16 protein-coding genes are annotated in these 15,816 nt (G+C 71.5%); 13 read left to right on the plus strand and 3 right to left on the minus strand.

Going from position 1 to position 15,816, the window contains the following annotated elements; genetic code table 11:
- Nucleotides 1-25 precede the first annotated feature (25 nt).
- Both ABZX22_RS18800 and ABZX22_RS18805 read right to left on the minus strand, forming a co-directional pair.
- The gene (locus ABZX22_RS18800) at nt 26-1,354 is read right to left on the minus strand and encodes a glutamine synthetase family protein (RefSeq protein WP_354910406.1); all 1,329 of its coding nucleotides are present in this window, start codon (nt 1,352-1,354) and stop codon (nt 26-28) included.
- Between the two features lie 77 nt (nt 1,355-1,431).
- Nucleotides 1,432-1,593: a hypothetical protein gene (locus ABZX22_RS18805; protein WP_354910408.1), complete on the minus strand. Its 162-nt coding sequence runs from the start codon at nt 1,591-1,593 to the stop codon at nt 1,432-1,434.
- Nucleotides 1,594-1,856: 263 nt separating this feature from the next.
- Here ABZX22_RS18805 and ABZX22_RS18810 point away from each other — a divergent pair, with 263 nt between their 5' ends.
- Nucleotides 1,857-2,495 carry a MerR family transcriptional regulator gene (locus ABZX22_RS18810; protein ID WP_354910410.1) on the plus strand — a complete coding sequence of 213 codons (639 nt, stop codon included), beginning with the start codon at nt 1,857-1,859 and terminating at the stop codon, nt 2,493-2,495.
- Nucleotides 2,496-2,521: 26 nt separating this feature from the next.
- On the opposite strand, the gene ABZX22_RS18815 is transcribed toward ABZX22_RS18810, so the two are convergent.
- Nucleotides 2,522-3,151, minus strand: a complete 630-nt coding sequence (locus ABZX22_RS18815) for a TIGR03085 family metal-binding protein (RefSeq protein WP_354910413.1) — start codon at nt 3,149-3,151, stop codon at nt 2,522-2,524.
- Between the two features lie 118 nt (nt 3,152-3,269).
- Between ABZX22_RS18815 and ABZX22_RS18820 the strand changes: the two genes are divergently transcribed.
- From ABZX22_RS18820 to ABZX22_RS18875, 12 genes are all read left to right on the plus strand, one after another.
- Nucleotides 3,270-5,096: an ABC transporter ATP-binding protein gene (locus ABZX22_RS18820; protein WP_354910540.1), complete on the plus strand. Its 1,827-nt coding sequence runs from the start codon at nt 3,270-3,272 to the stop codon at nt 5,094-5,096.
- A complete protein-coding gene (locus ABZX22_RS18825; RefSeq protein ID WP_354910415.1) occupies nt 5,093-6,868 on the plus strand; it encodes an ABC transporter ATP-binding protein in 1,776 nt (591 codons plus the stop codon). The genes ABZX22_RS18820 and ABZX22_RS18825 overlap by 4 nt, the downstream gene beginning before the upstream one ends.
- A 208-nt stretch (nt 6,869-7,076) precedes the next feature.
- Complete coding sequence (hisI, locus tag ABZX22_RS18830; protein WP_354910418.1) at nt 7,077-7,418, plus strand: phosphoribosyl-AMP cyclohydrolase; 342 nt, start codon at nt 7,077-7,079, stop codon at nt 7,416-7,418.
- On the plus strand, nt 7,415-7,969 hold the full coding sequence (locus ABZX22_RS18835; RefSeq protein WP_354910420.1) for a Trp biosynthesis-associated membrane protein: 555 nt from the start codon (nt 7,415-7,417) through the stop codon (nt 7,967-7,969). The genes hisI and ABZX22_RS18835 overlap by 4 nt, the downstream gene beginning before the upstream one ends.
- 330 nt (nt 7,970-8,299) lie before the next feature.
- A complete protein-coding gene (locus tag ABZX22_RS18840) occupies nt 8,300-8,869 on the plus strand; it encodes a DUF4190 domain-containing protein (RefSeq protein WP_354910421.1) in 570 nt (189 codons plus the stop codon).
- 4 nt (nt 8,870-8,873) lie between these two features.
- Nucleotides 8,874-9,296 carry a DUF2752 domain-containing protein gene (locus ABZX22_RS18845; protein WP_354910424.1) on the plus strand — a complete coding sequence of 141 codons (423 nt, stop codon included), beginning with the start codon at nt 8,874-8,876 and terminating at the stop codon, nt 9,294-9,296.
- Between the two features lie 123 nt (nt 9,297-9,419).
- A complete protein-coding gene (gene trpC / locus ABZX22_RS18850) occupies nt 9,420-10,259 on the plus strand; it encodes an indole-3-glycerol phosphate synthase TrpC (RefSeq protein ID WP_354910426.1) in 840 nt (279 codons plus the stop codon).
- A gap of 1 nt (nt 10,260) precedes the next feature.
- Nucleotides 10,261-11,490 carry a tryptophan synthase subunit beta gene (gene trpB / locus ABZX22_RS18855; RefSeq protein WP_354910429.1) on the plus strand — a complete coding sequence of 410 codons (1,230 nt, stop codon included), beginning with the start codon at nt 10,261-10,263 and terminating at the stop codon, nt 11,488-11,490.
- Nucleotide 11,491: 1 nt separating this feature from the next.
- On the plus strand, nt 11,492-12,289 hold the full coding sequence (gene trpA / locus ABZX22_RS18860) for a tryptophan synthase subunit alpha (RefSeq protein WP_354910431.1): 798 nt from the start codon (nt 11,492-11,494) through the stop codon (nt 12,287-12,289).
- A gap of 314 nt (nt 12,290-12,603) precedes the next feature.
- On the plus strand, nt 12,604-13,941 hold the full coding sequence (locus tag ABZX22_RS18865) for a sugar ABC transporter substrate-binding protein (protein WP_354910433.1): 1,338 nt from the start codon (nt 12,604-12,606) through the stop codon (nt 13,939-13,941).
- 88 nt (nt 13,942-14,029) lie between these two features.
- Nucleotides 14,030-14,968 (plus strand): sugar ABC transporter permease, encoded by a 939-nt coding sequence (locus tag ABZX22_RS18870; RefSeq protein ID WP_354910435.1) that lies wholly within the window; start codon nt 14,030-14,032, stop codon nt 14,966-14,968.
- Nucleotides 14,965-15,801, plus strand: coding sequence for a carbohydrate ABC transporter permease (locus ABZX22_RS18875; protein ID WP_354910437.1), 837 nt, complete (start codon nt 14,965-14,967; stop codon nt 15,799-15,801). Before ABZX22_RS18870 ends, ABZX22_RS18875 begins: the two co-directional genes overlap by 4 nt.
- Nucleotides 15,802-15,816 lie beyond the last annotated feature (15 nt).

The following is a 15,816-nucleotide window of genomic DNA, read 5'->3' on the forward strand; positions in this document are numbered from 1 at the left end:
GCCGGCGCCCTGGCGGCCGGCCGTCCTAGAAGACGCCCATGTGCCGGGCGACCTCGAAGGCAGCGTCGCGCTCCTTGAACGCGGCCGCCTCTGAGCGCTTGACCGCCAGGTAGGCGCCAGCGCGCAGCGGTCCGAGCGCCGCCATGAGCAGCGGGTCGGCCTCGAGGGCGTCGAGCGCCTCGTCGAGGGTGGCGGGCAGCCGCGGGTAGGCCCCCGGCCTGGTGTCGGGGTCGACGAGCACGGGGTCGCCGGGGTCGAGCTCCCGCCGGATCCCGTCGAGGCCGGCGTGGATGACCGCGCCGAGCGACAGGTAGGGGTTGGCCGAGGAGTCGGAGGGCTTGAGCTCCAGGTTGGCCGTGCCCTCCTCGCCGACCGGCGAGCAGACCCGCACCGCGGCCTCCCTGTTGTCGGGCCCGTAGACGGCGTAGGCGCTGGACCACATGCGCGGCGCCAGCCGCCGGAAGCTGTTGACGCTTCCGCAGGTCAGCGCCGTGAGCGCGGGCATGTGGGCGAGCAGCCCGCCGACGAAGCGGCTCATCAGCTCGGGCCGCTCGTCGAACAGGTTGGTGTGCAGCGAGGGGTCCCACAGCGACATGTGCAGGTGGGCGCCGTTGCCGGCCTGGTCGGCGATGGGCTTGGGAGCCAGCGACGCCCACAGGGACATGCGCGTGGCCACGCCGCGCACCGTCTCGCGGTAGAGGACGTGGTTGTCGGCGGCCCTGAGCGCGGGGGCGTGCCTTATCGACAGCTCCTGCTGGCCGTGGCCGAGCTCGGGGTGGTAGTGCTCCACCCGCAGCCCCTGGGTCTCCAGCGCGCGGACCAGCGTGATGGCGTAGTCGTGGGCCAGGTCGAAGCCGGTGGTGGAGTAGCAGAGGCTGTCGTCGAGCGGGACCAGCCGGTCGCCCCCGCCCGCCGGGTCGGGCAGGCGGCGGCCGAGGGTGAACTCGGGTTCGAAGGCGGCCACGAGCGCGTAGCCCTCGCTGCCGAGCTCGGCGATCGCCTCCTTGAGGAAGGTGCGGGGGCAGGCGCCCCACGGCGTGCCGTCCAGCTGGACCAGATCGGACACCATGGCGGCGGCGCCAGGAGAGTAGGGGAGAAGAACGAACGTCGACGGGTCCGGCATGATCCGGACCTCACCGACCGGCCCGAACTGCTCGACCTCCTGGAGCTGGTCGAGCATGTTCATCGCCATCATGGCCACCGTGTGACCGATGCCGGAGGCGAGCCGCTCGCCCAGCCGGGTGCGGGACACCGCCTTGCCGCGGATCACCCCACCGTGGTCGGCATAGAGGAACCGGACGAGCTCGACGCCCTCGGTCTCGGCCCGCTCGATGACGCTTCGGCGATCTCTCATCGATCGACTCTACGCTCTTCGATCTCAGGTCGGTGGCAACACGCGCGACCCGTGGTCAAGACGGGTCAACACGTCTGTCAGGTCACGACGTTGGTGAAGAAGACGGCCAATTGATTGGCTCCGTTGACGATGCCGTCGAACACACTGTTGACCGCCGCCGCCGCGTTCCTCGGCTGGGTGAACAGATAGAAGACGACGAAGGCCACGGCGAGATACGTGAGGACCTTCTTGACCTGCATGGGGGGCCTCCTGCAGTCCATTCCCAGCCGTATATACCCGGATCTGGGCGATCACTGGCATCTTCTATGAAGATGTTCTTGATCATAACCGGGGGGCGTCTTTACCTGGCCATCGTACGGCCATCGGCCCCGATTCGGGCGGCGGACTCGCTGCCGGATACGGAAATCCAGCCCTGGGGACGGCCTCGTGTGGGATGGATCACCACGTGCGTCGCCGACTAAGATAGTCCCGCTATCCAACAAGGGGGCTGGAAGACGTGCGAATGGCGGAGCTGAGCGAGGCGACGGGGATCCCCGTCCCGACGATCAAGTTCTACGTGCGGGAGGGGTTGCTGCCGCCGGGCCGCCCGGTCGGTCGCCGGCAGGCCGACTACGACGGGGGGCACGTGCGCAGGCTCAGGCTCGTACGGGCGCTGGCCGACTACGGCGGGCTGCCGATCGCGACGATCCGTGAGCTGGTCGGCCACCTGGACGGCGGCGACCGCTCCGGCTACGACCTGCTCGCCCTCACGCAGATGGCCATGACCGGACGCCAGGAGCCCCGGGGCGGCCCGCACCTGGCCGCGGCCGAGCGGCTGATGGGCGAGATGATGACCAGGAGGGGATGGAGCGGGTCCCAGACCGCCCATCCCGCGGTGCGGATGGCCGTCGGGGTGCTGGCCGCGCTGGGGGAGCTCGGGCGGCAGGACATGATCGCCGCGCTCGACGCCTACGCCGCCGCGGCCGACCGGATCGCCGCGGTCGACCTCGGCGTGCTGGGGCCGGCCGACGACAGGGAGCGCGCGATGGAACTGGTCGTGGTGGCCACCTCGCTCGGGGACGCGCTGGTCGCGGCGTTGCGCAGAATCGCCCAGGTGGAGAGGTCGCAGCCGCTCCGGACGGCCGGGCCCGCCGCCTGCTGAGCCCGCCCCGCGCGCGCCGGGCCCGGTCAGATGCCGAGCGGGGCGCGGGTGAGGCGGGCGACGGCGTCGGCGTCGCCGGTCAGGTCGACCCGGGTGTGCTCCTGGCGCCCGAAGCAGAACAGCAGCAGCTCGCTGCCCTTGCCGGTGACCTCCACCTTGGGGCCTTCCTTGGCGCCGCCGAGGGCCACCCCGCCGCCCAGGCGGTGGAGGACCACCCCGACCGGCGACCGGCGCAGCATGATCCTGGCCCCCATCTCCAGGCGCCGCCACAGCAGGCGCTCCAGCTCGTCGGGCAGCTCACGCGGCTCCCATCCGGGCTGGGCGCGGCGCACGTCCTCGTGGTGGACGAAGTACTCCAGCGTGTTGACCGCCTCGTCGAGCGGGGGCAGCAGGCCGTACACGCCGCCCGGCCTGCGCACGAGGCCGACCAGCTCGGAGAAGGAGTGCTTGGTCTTGAGGCCCTCCTGGACCGAGGCGGTGTAGCCCGCCAGCGGCTTGAGCGCGATGCCGGGGTTGGCGTCGATCCTCCGCTCGCGCAGCACGAGGTGGGCGGCCAGGTCGCGGGTGCTCCAGCCCGTGCACAGCGTGGGGGCATCGGGGCCGAGCGTATCGAGCAGGTCGCACAGTGCGGCGCGTTCGCCGCGGGCGTGAGTCACCAGACGATTCTACTGGGGCGGGGAATAAGCAGATGATCGACCATGATAGGGACTTAAGTACAAATATCCCCAGCGGAAGGATCTCCCTCGAGTGGCGACCAAGGTCACCTCAGCCGTGATGCGCCAGGGACTCCGCGTTCTCGGGGTCGCCATCCGCACGGAGAAGACGGTGTTCGCCGCCGCCGTGCTGAGCAGCGCCCTGTACGGCGGCATGACCGTCGCCTCGGCCTGGGCGCTCGGCTGGGCCACGGAGAACGCCGTCCTGCCCGCCTTCGCCAAGGGCGAGGTCACCGCGGGCGCGCTGTGGATCTCGGTCCTTCTCATCGTCGGCACCGCGCTGCTCAAGGCGCTCGGCGTGGCCGGCCGGCGCATCCTGGCGGGCGTCCTGCAGTACCGCATGCAGGCCCGCTCGCGCAGGGACGTCACCAAGCAGTACCTGCGCCTGCCGCTGTCGTGGCACCAGCAGCACCCCACGGGACAGCTGCTGTCCAACGCCAGCGCCGACGCCGAGGCCGCCTGGGCGCCGCTGGCGCCGCTGCCCATGGCCGTGGGCGTGATCGTCATGCTGGTCACCGCCGCGGTCGCGATGGTGGTCACCGACCCGGTGCTCGCCCTCGTCGGCTTCCTGATCTTCCCGGCCATCGCCGTCCTGAACCTGGTCTACCAGCGCAGGCTCAGCCCCCTGGCCACGCGCGCCCAGCAGCTGCGCGCCGAGGTCAGCGAGATCGCCCACGAGAGCTTCGACGGCGCCCTGGTCGTCAAGACCCTCGGCCGCGAGGACCTGGAGACCGCGCGGTTCGAGCGCAGGGCGCGCGAGCTGCGCGACGCCAACATCGCCGTCGGCCGGGTGCGCGGCCTGTTCGACCCGATGCTGGAGGCGCTGCCGACGCTCGGCGTGCTCATCGTGCTGATGGTCGGCGCGATGCGGCTGTCGGCCGCCTCCATCACCTCGGGCGAACTGGTTCAGGTCGCCTACCTGTTCACGCTGCTGGCCTTCCCGATCCGCGCGCTCGGCTGGGTGCTGGCCGAGCTGCCCCGCAGCGTCGTCGGCTGGCAGCGGGTGCAGGCGGTGCTCGACGCGACGGGCTCGATGGACTACGGCCGCTCGAGCGTGCCCGGTTCGGGCGCCGTGGGGCTGGCGGTCTCCGGCCTGTCCTACTCCTACGGCACGGCCGAGGTGCTGCACGACGTCACCTTCGAGGTGGCGGCGGGCCGTACCGTGGCGCTGGTCGGGCCCACGGGCTCCGGCAAGTCCACGCTCGTGCAGGCGCTGGGCCGCCTGGTCGACCCGGACAAGGGCGAGGTGCGCCTGGACGGCGTCGACCTGCGCGAGATCGCCTACGGCGGCATCGCCGACACGGTCGCGCTGGTGCCGCAGCAGACGTTCCTGTTCGACGACACCGTGCGCGGCAACATCACGCTCGGCCTCGACGTCTCCGAGGACCAGGTCTGGGCCGCCCTGCGCCTGGCCCAGGCCGACGGCTTCGTCGCCAAGCTGCCCGCCGGGCTCGACACCAAGGTCGGCGAGCGCGGCACCACCCTGTCGGGCGGCCAGCGCCAGCGCATCGCGCTGGCCCGCGCGGTCGTCCGCCGCCCGCGCCTGCTCATCCTCGACGACGCCACCTCCAGCGTCGACCCCCAGGTCGAGTCCAAGATCCTGTACGGCCTGCGCCACCTGAACGCGGCCGGGACCGGCGAGCAGGACGCGGCCGGCCGGCCGGACGACGCCTCGACGGTGGTCGTCATCGCCTACCGGCTGGCCACGATCGCGCTGGCCGACGAGGTGGTCTATCTCGACAGGGGCAACGTCGTCGACCGCGGCAGCCACGAGCAGCTACTCGAGCGCTGCCCCGGCTACCGGAACCTGGTCACCGCCTACGAGCGCGAAGAGGCCGAGCGGGCCGCGATCACGGCGGAAGAGGAAGAGGAAGAGGTCGTGGCATGAGCGTCGCTTTCCAGGACTCGGGGCGGTCGGCGCTCGCCACCGTGCGCCACGGGCTCTCGCTGACGCCCGAGTTCCACAAGGGCCTCGCGGGCACGCTCGTCCTGGCCGTCGTCGCCACCATCGGCAAGGTCATCGTGCCGATCGCCGTGCAGCAGACGATCGACACCGGCCTCAAGACCGGCACGCCGGACATCTCCTACATCTCGCGCGCGGTCCTGCTGTGCGCCGCGGCGGTCGTCATCACCGCCCTGTGCGGCTACGTGATGAACGTCCGCCTCTACAAGGCCACCGAGGCCTCCCTCGCCACGCTCAGGGTCCGCGGGTTCCGGCACGTCCACGACCTGTCCGTGCTCACCCAGAACTCCGAGCGCCGCGGCGCGCTGGTCTCCCGCGTCACCAACGACATCGACCAGATCAGCAACTTCATGCAGTGGGGCGGCCTGATGATCATCGTGGCGTTCGGCCAGCTGCTGGTCGCCACGGTGCTGATGTTCGTCTACTCCTGGCAGCTGACCCTGCTGGTCTGGGTCTGCTTCATCCCGCTGATGATCGCCCTGCCGCGCTTCCAGCGCTGGCTGTCGAACGCCTACACCATCGTCCGCGAGCGCACGGGCGACATGCTCGCCGCCGTGAGCGAGTCGGTCGTCGGCGCGGCCGTCATCCGCGCCTACGGCGCCGAGCGCCGGACCTCCGACCGCATCGACATCGCGATCAACGCCAACCGGAGCGCGCAGGTCAGGGCGCAGAAGATCGTCGGCCTGGTCTTCCCGCTGACCGAGATCGTGGCGGCCGCGGCCATCGCAGGGATCGTCCTGGTCGGCGTCAGACTGGGCCTGTCGGGAGACATCACCGCGGGCCGGCTGGTCGCCTTCCTGTTCCTGGTCACCCTGTTCGTCTCGCCGCTGCAGATCGCCACCGAGGTGCTGAACGAGGCGCAGAACGCGGTCGCCGGCTGGCGGCGCGTCCTCGGCGTGCTCGACACCCCGCCCGACGTCGCCGACCCCGGCGAGGAGGGCGTCAGCCTGCCCCGCGGGCCGATCTCCGTGGCCTTCGAGGACGTCCACTTCGCCTACCCCGGCGGCGCGCCGGTCCTGCGCGAGCTGTCGGTCGCCATCCCCCCGAGCGCCCGCGTCGCGGTCGTCGGCGAGACCGGGTCCGGCAAGACCACCTTCGCCAAGCTGCTGACCAGGCTGATGGACCCGGTGGACGGGCGCGTCACCATCGACGGCCATGACCTGCGCGACGTGCGCTTCTCCTCGCTGCGGGAGCGGATCGTCATGGTGCCGCAGGACGGCTTCCTGTTCGACGGGACACTCGCCGACAACGTCCGCTTCGGCAGGCCGTCGGCCACCGACGAGGAGATCGCGCTGGCGCTGACCGAGCTGGGCCTCGCCGACTGGCTGGAGGGCCTGCCCGAGGGGCTGTCCACCACGGTGGGACAGCGCGGCGAGTCACTGTCGGCGGGCGAGCGCCAGCTGGTCGCCCTCGCCCGCGCCTACCTCGCCGACCCCGACCTGCTGCTGCTGGACGAGGCGACCTCCGCCGTCGACCCGGCCACCGAGGTACGGCTCGCCCGCGCCCTCGACGGGGTCACCAGGGGGCGGACCGCCATCTCGATCGCGCACCGGCTGTCGACGGCCGAGAACGCCGACGAGGTCTTCGTCTTCGACGCCGGACGCCTCGTCCAGCGCGGCCCGCACGCCGACCTGGTCCGCGAGCCCGGCGTCTACGCCGACCTGCACGCCTCCTGGGTCTCCGCCGCCCGCTCCTGACCCGCCCCTGCCCGCGAGGCGCAGGGGCGCCGGCCGCCGCCCGCGGACGATGGGCGGCGGCCGGTGCCGTCCGAGGGCGGAAGGACGGGCGGGCGCCGGTGCCGTATGAGGGCGGTGGGGCGGGCGGTCGCCCGTGCAGGTTCACCGGCGGTGGCGGTGCGCCGGGGTGAGGGACGGCATCGCCGCCCGTGCCTGGTTGAATGGCCGCATGTCCCTCGACCCGAAGGTCGCCTCGCGACTGAAGCGCAATCCCGACGGGCTCGTGCCCGCCATCGTCCAGCAGTACGACACGGGCGAGGTCCTCATGCTCGCCTGGATGGACGACGAGGCGCTGCATCGCACCCTGACCACGGGCAGGGCCACCTACTGGTCGCGCAGCCGCGCCTCCTACTGGGTCAAGGGCGACACCTCCGGCCACGTCCAGCACGTCAAGTCCGTCGCGCTCGACTGCGACGGCGACACGATCCTGGTCAAGGTCGACCAGGTGGGCGCCGCCTGCCACACCGGCGACCGCACCTGCTTCGACGCCGATCCGCTGCCCCTGTCGTGAAACGAGAGCTCACCCTCTGGCTGCTGCTGTGCGCGGCGGGCGCCGGCCTGCCGCTGCTGGCCGCCGGCCGCGTCTGGACCACCGTCACGTACGGCGCGGGCGCGCCGGTCGAGCTGACCGGCGGCGAGCTGGCGCCGGCCGCGCAGCCGCTGGCCCTGGCCGGGCTGGCGGCGGTCGTGGCGCTGTTCGCGACCAGGGGCGTGTGGCGCAGGGTCGTCGGCGCGGTGCTGGCGCTGTGCGGGCTGGGCGCGGCGCTGTCGGCCTGGGTGGCGACGGCGGGCTCGGCGGCCCTGGAGCTCGCCGCCCGGCGCAATCCCGTCGGGGCGGCCACGCAGGACGCCGTGGCGATCGCCCACACCGCCTGGCCGTACGTGGCGGTGGCGGGCGGCGTGCTGCTCTGCGCGGGCGGCGTGCTGGCCGTGCTGCGCGCCACGGGGTGGGCGGGCATGTCGGCCCGCTACGACCGTCCGGGGCCGGCCGCGGGGCCCCGCGACGACAGGTCGCTCTGGGAGGCGATCGACAGGGGAGACGACCCCACCGAGGAGCGCTGACGGGAGCCGGGCACCTTCCCGCGCGGATCCCGGTCCGGACCGCGGTGGGACGGCGGTGCGGATCGCCGTGAGAGCCCGGCGCGGATCGCCCGGCGGCTCGGTCCCCGTGGGTCTCGGCCTGGCGCCGGTCGCGGGGCTAGGCTGCTGGGGAGGGCTCGGCGAGACGGCAGGGGGTCACGGTCGGCACGATCACGTAACCGGTGGGGCTCGGCGAGCGGCACGCCTGATCGCAGGATTACAAAAGGCCCACAAAACAGCGGCTTCTGCGCGTGGCGGACGGCTTCTCGCTAAGCTCGGCGGGCAATTCGCTATTCATGAGGAGTCGTCGGTATGAGCTACGGAAACCAGGGCGGTAGCGGGGGCTACGGCGAACAGCCGCCCGGGGGTGGCGGTTACGGCCCGCCGGCGGGTGGTCAGGGCTCCGGTGGTTACGGCGCGGGTCAGGGCTCGGGAGGGTACGGGGCCGGTTCAGGCGGCTACGGCGCGGGCCAGGGTTCCGGTGGTTACGGCGCCGGCCAGGGCTCGGGCGGGTACCAGCAGGGTGGCTACGGCTCGGGTGGTTACGGATCGCAGCCCGCCGGCGGCTACCCGCCTCCTCCCGGTGGCGGCTACGACCCCTACGGCTACGGCGGCCCGCAGCCGACGAAGACCAACGGCATGGCGATCGCCGCGCTGATCAGCGGCATCGTGGGTCTGATCACCTGTGGTGTGGCCTCCATCGTCGGGGTGATCCTCGGCCACATCTCGCTCGGCCAGATCAAGAAGACCGGCGAGGAGGGCAGGGGCATGGCCCTGGCCGGTCTCATCCTGTCCTACGTCGGCATCGCGGGCTGGGTGCTCTTCCTGATCTTCTGGATCGGCCTGTTCGGCTGGGCGGCCTCGGTGAGCGCCACCTACTAGGAACGTGGGAAGCGTGTTCACCGGCACGCGCGGCCGGAAAGCCGTCCTCGCACCGCTGGGCGTGGCCCTGGTGGCGGGGGCGGCTTTCGCCTACGTGGGGCTGGTCGACCCCAACCGGCCCGGTCACTATCCGGCGTGTCCCTTCCTCGCGCTCACCGGCTGGTACTGCCCGGGTTGCGGCGGGCTGCGGGCCGCCCACGCGCTCGCGCACCTCGACCCGGTGGCCGCGCTCGGCCTCAACCCGCTGATCGTGCTCGCGGTGCCGGTCCTGGCCTACTTCTGGACCAGATGGCTGGTCGCCGGATGGCGAGGGCGGCCCTGGCGGCCGCCCGCGCCGCGGCCCCTCCTGATCTGGTCGCTGCTGGCGCTCATCCTGGTCTTCTGGGTCGTCCGTAACCTGCCTTTCGGCGCGTTTCTTGCCCCGTAGCAGGGGGGCTGTGGCGAGGTGACCTCGGCGCGGCCGATACCATCGCAAGACAAGAAGGGGAGCGGACGCCGGCGCGAACTCCTCGTCGCCCCCACCACAGCCGACCGGAGGGATCTTGATCGCGTGAACGAGCGGAGCCTGAGCGGGACCGTTCTCGACGACATCCTGGCCGGTGTGCGAGAAGATCTTGCCGAACGGCAGAAAGCGGTGTCGCTCGACGAGCTGAAGGAGCGCGCCAGGCGCGCCCCGGCCGCCAAGGACGCCTACGCGGCGCTCGGCGGCGACAAGGTCTCGGTCATCGCTGAGGTCAAGCGGTCGAGCCCGTCCAAGGGCGCGCTGGCCGCCATCGCCGACCCCGCGGCGCTCGCCGCCGACTACGAAGAGGGCGGCGCCCACGTCATCAGCGTCCTGACCGAACGGCGCCGCTTCGGCGGCAGCCTCGAGGACCTGGCCTCGGTCCGCGCCAGGGTCGACATCCCGATCCTGCGCAAGGACTTCATCGTCACCTCCTACCAGCTGTGGGAGGCGCGGGCCCACGGCGCCGACCTGGTCCTGCTCATGGTGGTCTCGCTGGAGCAGCCCGCGCTGGTCTCCCTCATCGAGCGCGCCGAGTCGATCGGCCTGACGCCGCTCGTCGAGGTCCACACCGAGGAGGAGGTGGAGCGGGCGGTCGCGGCGGGCGCCAGGATCATCGGCGTCAACGCGCGCAACCTCAAGACCCTGGAGGTCGACCGTGACGTCTTCGCCAAGCTCGCGCCCAAGATTCCCGACGGGATCATCAAGATCGCCGAGTCGGGCGTTCGCGGCCCGCACGACCTGCTAGCGTACGCGCGGGCGGGGGCTGACGCGGTCCTGGTCGGCGAGAGCCTGGTGACCGGCAAGGACCCGCGCAAGGCGGTCGAGGCCCTGGTGACGGCCGGCGCCCACCCCGCCACGCGACCCGACCACGGATCAGAGGGATGAGATGACTGTCCTGACCGCCGCCGACCTGGCTGGCAACGGAGCCCGCGGCGACGACCCCGACGCCGCCGGCAAGTTCGGCATCTTCGGCGGCAGATTCGTCCCCGAGGCGCTGATCCCGGCCCTCGACGAGGTCGCCGCCGTCTACGCCGCGGCCAGGACCGACCCGGCCTTCATCGCCGAGTTCGACCAGCTGCTGCGCACCTACGCGGGCCGCCCCACGACGCTGACCGAGGTGCCGCGCTTCGCCGAGCACGCCGGCGGCGCCAGGATCGTGCTCAAGCGTGAGGACCTCACCCACACCGGCGCCCACAAGATCAACAACGTGCTCGGCCAGGCGCTGCTCACCAAGCGGCTCGGCAAGAGCCGGGTGATCGCCGAGACCGGCGCGGGCCAGCACGGCGTGGCCACGGCCACGGCCGCCGCCCTCATGGGCCTGGAGTGCGTGATCTACATGGGCGCCGTCGACTGCGAGCGCCAGGCGCTCAACGTCGCCAGGATGAAGCTGCTCGGCGCCAGGGTCGTGCCCGTCACCAACGGCAGCCAGACCCTCAAGGACGCCATCAACGAGGCCTTCCGCGACTGGGTCACCAACGTCGACACCACGCACTACCTGTTCGGCACCATCGCGGGCCCGCACCCCTTCCCCGAGATCGTCCGCGACTTCGCGCGGATCATCGGCGTCGAGGCCCGCCGCCAGATGCTCGAGCTGACCGGTGGGCTGCCCGACGCGATCTGCGCCGCGGTGGGCGGCGGGAGCAACGCCATCGGCATCTTCCACGCCTTCCTCGACGACCACGACGTGGCCCTGCACGGCTACGAGGCCGCCGGCCGGGGGCTGGAGACCGGCGAGCACGCGCTCACGCTCACCGCCGGCTCGGTCGGCGTGCTGCACGGCTCGCGCACCTACGTGCTGCAGGACGACGAGGGCCAGACCATCGAGTCCCACTCCATCTCGGCGGGGCTCGACTATCCCGGCGTCGGCCCCGAGCACGCCTGGCTCAAGGACACCGGCCGCGCGACCTACCACGGCATCACCGACGCCGAGGCCATGGACGCCTTCGCCCTGCTGGCCAGGACCGAGGGCATCATCCCGGCCATCGAGTCCTCCCACGCCCTGGCGGGCGCGCTGCAGCTCGGCCGCGAGCTCGGCCCCGAGGCCACGATCCTGGTCAACCTGTCCGGCCGCGGTGACAAGGACATGGGCACCGCCATGAAGTACTTTGGGCTGTGAGATGACGACTCTTCAGACGGTGTTCGCCAAGGCCAAGGCCGACAACAGGGCGGCGCTCGTCGGCTACCTGCCCGCGGGGTTCCCGACCAAGGAAGGCGCGGTCGAGGCCGCCACCGCCATGGTCGAGGCCGGTTGCGACGTCATCGAGATCGGCCTGCCGTACTCCGATCCGCTCATGGACGGCCCGACCATCCAGGACGCGGTGCACCGGTCGCTGGTCAACGGCACGCGCATCGCCGACGTGCTGCGCACGGTCGAGGGCGTGGCCAGGACCGGCGCGGCGACGCTGGTCATGACCTACTGGAACCCGATCGACCGCTACGGCGTCGAGCGCTTCGCCCGCGACCTGGCCGACGCCGGCGGCGTGGGCACCATCACGCCTGACCTCACGCCCGAGGAGGCAGGCCCGTGGCGGGCGGCCTCCGCCGAGGCGGGCATCGACACGGTGTTCCTGGTGGCCCCCAGCTCGACGGAGGAGCGCATCAAGGCCGTCGTGGAGTGCTGCACGGGCTTCGTCTACGCGGCCTCGCTGATGGGTGTCACGGGCGCCAGGGAGACCGTGAACGTGGCCGCCGAGGGCCTGGTGGCCCGCACGCGGGCGCACACCTCACTGCCCGTGTGCGTGGGCCTGGGCGTCGGCACGGGCGCGCAGGCGGCCGAGGTGGCCGGCTACGCCGACGGCGTCATCGTGGGTTCGGCCTTCATCCGCCGCCTGCTCGACGCACCTGACCAGGCCGCCGGTCTGGCCGACGTGCGTACGCTGGCCGCTGAGATGCGCGCGGGCGTCGCCGCCCGCTGACCGCCCGCCACCGCAGGAGGCGAGCGGCCGTCCCGGCGTGCCGCCGTCCCCTCCGTGGGGTGCCGCCACGCTGACGGCGACCGCCGTACGCCCGCATGGCGATGGCTCCTACAGGCCCGCATGGAAGTCACAGATGCGACGCGGCTGTCGTAACAAGACAGCCGCGTTTCTGTTTCTGTGCGATATCGCCGACCTCTGAACACGTAAGTGCAAGGGCTGCTCATCGTTTGTCCATGGCTCCCGACCGGCACGCGGGCCAAGGTTACGGGCATCGGACGCGGGTGGTGCACCCGCGTGGCCTGGAGGGAAAGACGATGGGCAAGTCAAGGACGATCCTGGGCGCCGCGGGCGCGCTGGTCTGTGTGTCGCTGGTGGCCGCGTGCGGCGGCCAGGCGGAAACCGCGAGCTCGGCGGCGCCCTCCGCCGCCGCGCCGACCGGCGCCAAGGGCGGGCCCGTGACGCTGGAGTTCTGGGGCTGGGCGCCCGGCTACGAGGACGCCGTCAAGGCGTGGAACGCCACCCACCCCGACGTCCAGGTGACGTTCACCCAGACGCAGCCGGGCTCCCAGGGCGGCTACCAGCGGATGCTCGCCGCCGTGAAGGCCGGCAACGCGCCGTGCCTGGCGCAGGTGGGGGCCGAGACGCTGCCCAGCTTCCTGGTCGAGGGCGCGCTCGAGGACATCACCGCCCACGCGCAGCCGTACAACGCCAAGTTCCAGCCCTGGACGCTCAAGACGGTCACCTTCGGCGGCAAGCAGTTCGGCGTCCCCGTCGACTCGGGCCCGATGGGCATGTTCTACCGCAAGGACATCTTCGACAAGCACGGCATCGAGGTGCCGAAGACCTGGGACGAGTTCGCCGCCGCCGGCGAGAAGCTGCGCAAGGCCGACCCCGAGGTCTCCATCACCACCTTCACCCCCGACGACATGTACCTGTTCGCCGGGTACGCCCAGCAGGCCGGCGCCAAGTGGTTCGGCATCGAGGGCGACGCCTGGCACGTCAAGATGAACGACCCCGCGTCGGTCAAGGTCGCCGACTACTGGCAGGGCCTGATCGACAAGAAGGTCGTCGACGTGCTGCCCGGCTGGTCCGACGCGATGTGGAAGAACTACGCCGACGGCAAGAGCGCCACGGTCGTCGGCGCCGTCTGGATGACCAAGGTCCTCGAGGACTCCGTCCCCAAGACCACGGGCAAGTGGGCGGTCGCGCCGATGCCGGTGTGGGACCCGGCCAGCCCCGCCGTCGGCAACGCGGGCGGCTCGCCCAGCGCCGTACTGAAGGGCTGCCGGAACGTCAAGGAGGCGGTCGACTTCGCCGCCTGGATGTCGACCGACGCCGCCGCCTTCGACGGCCTGATCGCCAAGGGCGGCCTGTTCCCGGTCACCGTCGACGGCGGCTCGCTGCCGAACATGAACGCGGGCCGGCCCTTCTACGCCGACCAGAAGGTCTTCCAGACCTTCGCCGAGGCGAGCAAGAACGTCAGCCCCGACTTCGGGTGGGGCCCGACGATGCCGGCGGTGAACGCCGTCTTCGGCGAGGAGTTCGCCAAGGCCGCCAACGGCAAGGGCGGCACGCTCGGCTCGGCGCTGGCGACCATCCAGGAGAAGGCGGTGGCCACCGTGAAGGACAAGGGCCTGACCGTCGCCCCCTGACGCGCCGCCCGCGCCCCCCCCGACGACACCCACAGCTTCGACCGTGCGAGACCGTCACCGCCCCGACCGGCGGTGACGTGGAGGACCGATGGCAGCAATCCAGCTCCGAGCCGACGAGACCAGAGCCGCCCCCGCCCGCAGACGCGGCAGGCCGACCAGCAACAAGGCGGCGTTCGTCTTCCTGCTGCCGTTCACGGTGCTGTTCGTCGTCTTCTTCCTGGTCCCGATCGGCTACGCGATCAACGAGAGCTTCTACCGGGTGAAGCGCTCAGGGCTCGGCTTCGGCACCCCGGAGCGGGTCTTCTCCGGGCTGGACAACTTCACCGCCGTCTTCGCCGACGGCAGCTTCGTGGCCGGCGTCGGCAGGCTGCTGCTGTTCGGCGTCGTCCAGGTGCCGATCATGCTGGGACTCTCGCTGGTGCTCGCCCTCCTGCTCGACAGCGCGAGCGCCCGGTTCAAGGGCTTCTTCCGGCTGACCTACTTCCTGCCGTACGCGGTGCCGGGCGTGATCGCCGCCATCGTCTGGTCGTTCCTCTACACCCCCGACATCTCCCCGGTGGCCGACCTGCTCCCCTTCGACCTGCTGTCGGACAACGTGGTGATGTGGTCGATGGCCAACATCGTCACCTGGACCTGGGTCGGCTTCAACATGCTGGTCATCTACGCGGCGCTGCAGTCGATCCCCTCCTCGCTGTACGAGGCGGCCGAGCTGGACGGCGCCGGCGGCTGGAAGACCGCCTGGTACGTCAAGATCCCGCTGGTGCGCCCTTCGCTGGTGCTCACCGGAGTGTTCTCCATCATCGGCACCCTGCAGCTGTTCAACGAACCGATGGTGCTCAGCAGGATCACCCCCGCCGTCGGCAGGGACTACACGCCGCTGATGCGGTCGCTGCAGGTCGCCCTCGACAACAACGACTACGGCCAGGGCACGGCCATCGCGCTCACGCTCGCGGTGCTCGCGGCCGGCCTGTCCTACCTGTTCATCCGACTGTCGGCCTGGCTGACCGCCCGGGGAGTGAACCGATGAAGCCGACCGTGCGCTCGCGCACGCTGACCACCGCGTTCATGTTCCTCGTCGCGGTCTACATCCTGCTGCCGATCTGGTGGCTGCTGGTCTCGGCCACCAAGTCGGGCGGCGACCTGTTCGACACGCCCGCGCTGTGGTTCGGCGACCTCAACCTCGGCACCAACCTCGCCAGGCTGATGGAGCAGGACGGCGGGGTCTACCCCCGCTGGATGCTCAACACGGTCGTCTACTCCGTCGGCGGCGCGCTCGGCGCGACCGTGATCTCCGCCATGGCGGGCTACGCGCTGTCGAAGTACCCCTTCAGGGGGCGCGGCGCCGTCTTCGCCACGATCATGTTCGCGGTGCTCATCCCCATCCCGCTGCTGGGCCTGCCGCTGTACCTGCTGCTCACCCAGATCGGCCTGCTCAACACCATGTGGGCGGTGCTGCTGCCGAGCATGGTCAGCCCGTTCGGCGTCTACCTCGCCAGGGTCTACGCCGACGCGGCGGTGCCCGGCGAGCTGCTGGAGGCGGGCCGGCTGGACGGCGCCGGCGAACTGCGCATCTTCTTCACCGTCGCCATCAGGCTGATGGCCCCCGCCCTCGTCACGCTCTTCCTGTTCCAGTTCGTCGCGATCTGGAACAACTTCTTCCTGCCGATGATCGTCCTGAACGACGAGTCGCTGTGGCCGATCACGCTCGGCCTGGTCAAGTGGAACAGCCTGCGCTACGGCTTCTACCGCGACATGGTCATCACCGGCGCGTTCGTGTCCGTCATCCCCGTCATCCTCGCCTTCATCGGCCTGCAGAGGTTCTGGAAAGCGGACCTCGCCGCGGGCGGCGTCAAGCTCTGAGCCTGCTCCACCCTC

The sequence above is a fragment of the Nonomuraea sp. NPDC003804 genome (assembly GCF_040610675.1).
GTDB lineage: Bacteria > Actinomycetota > Actinomycetes > Streptosporangiales > Streptosporangiaceae > Nonomuraea.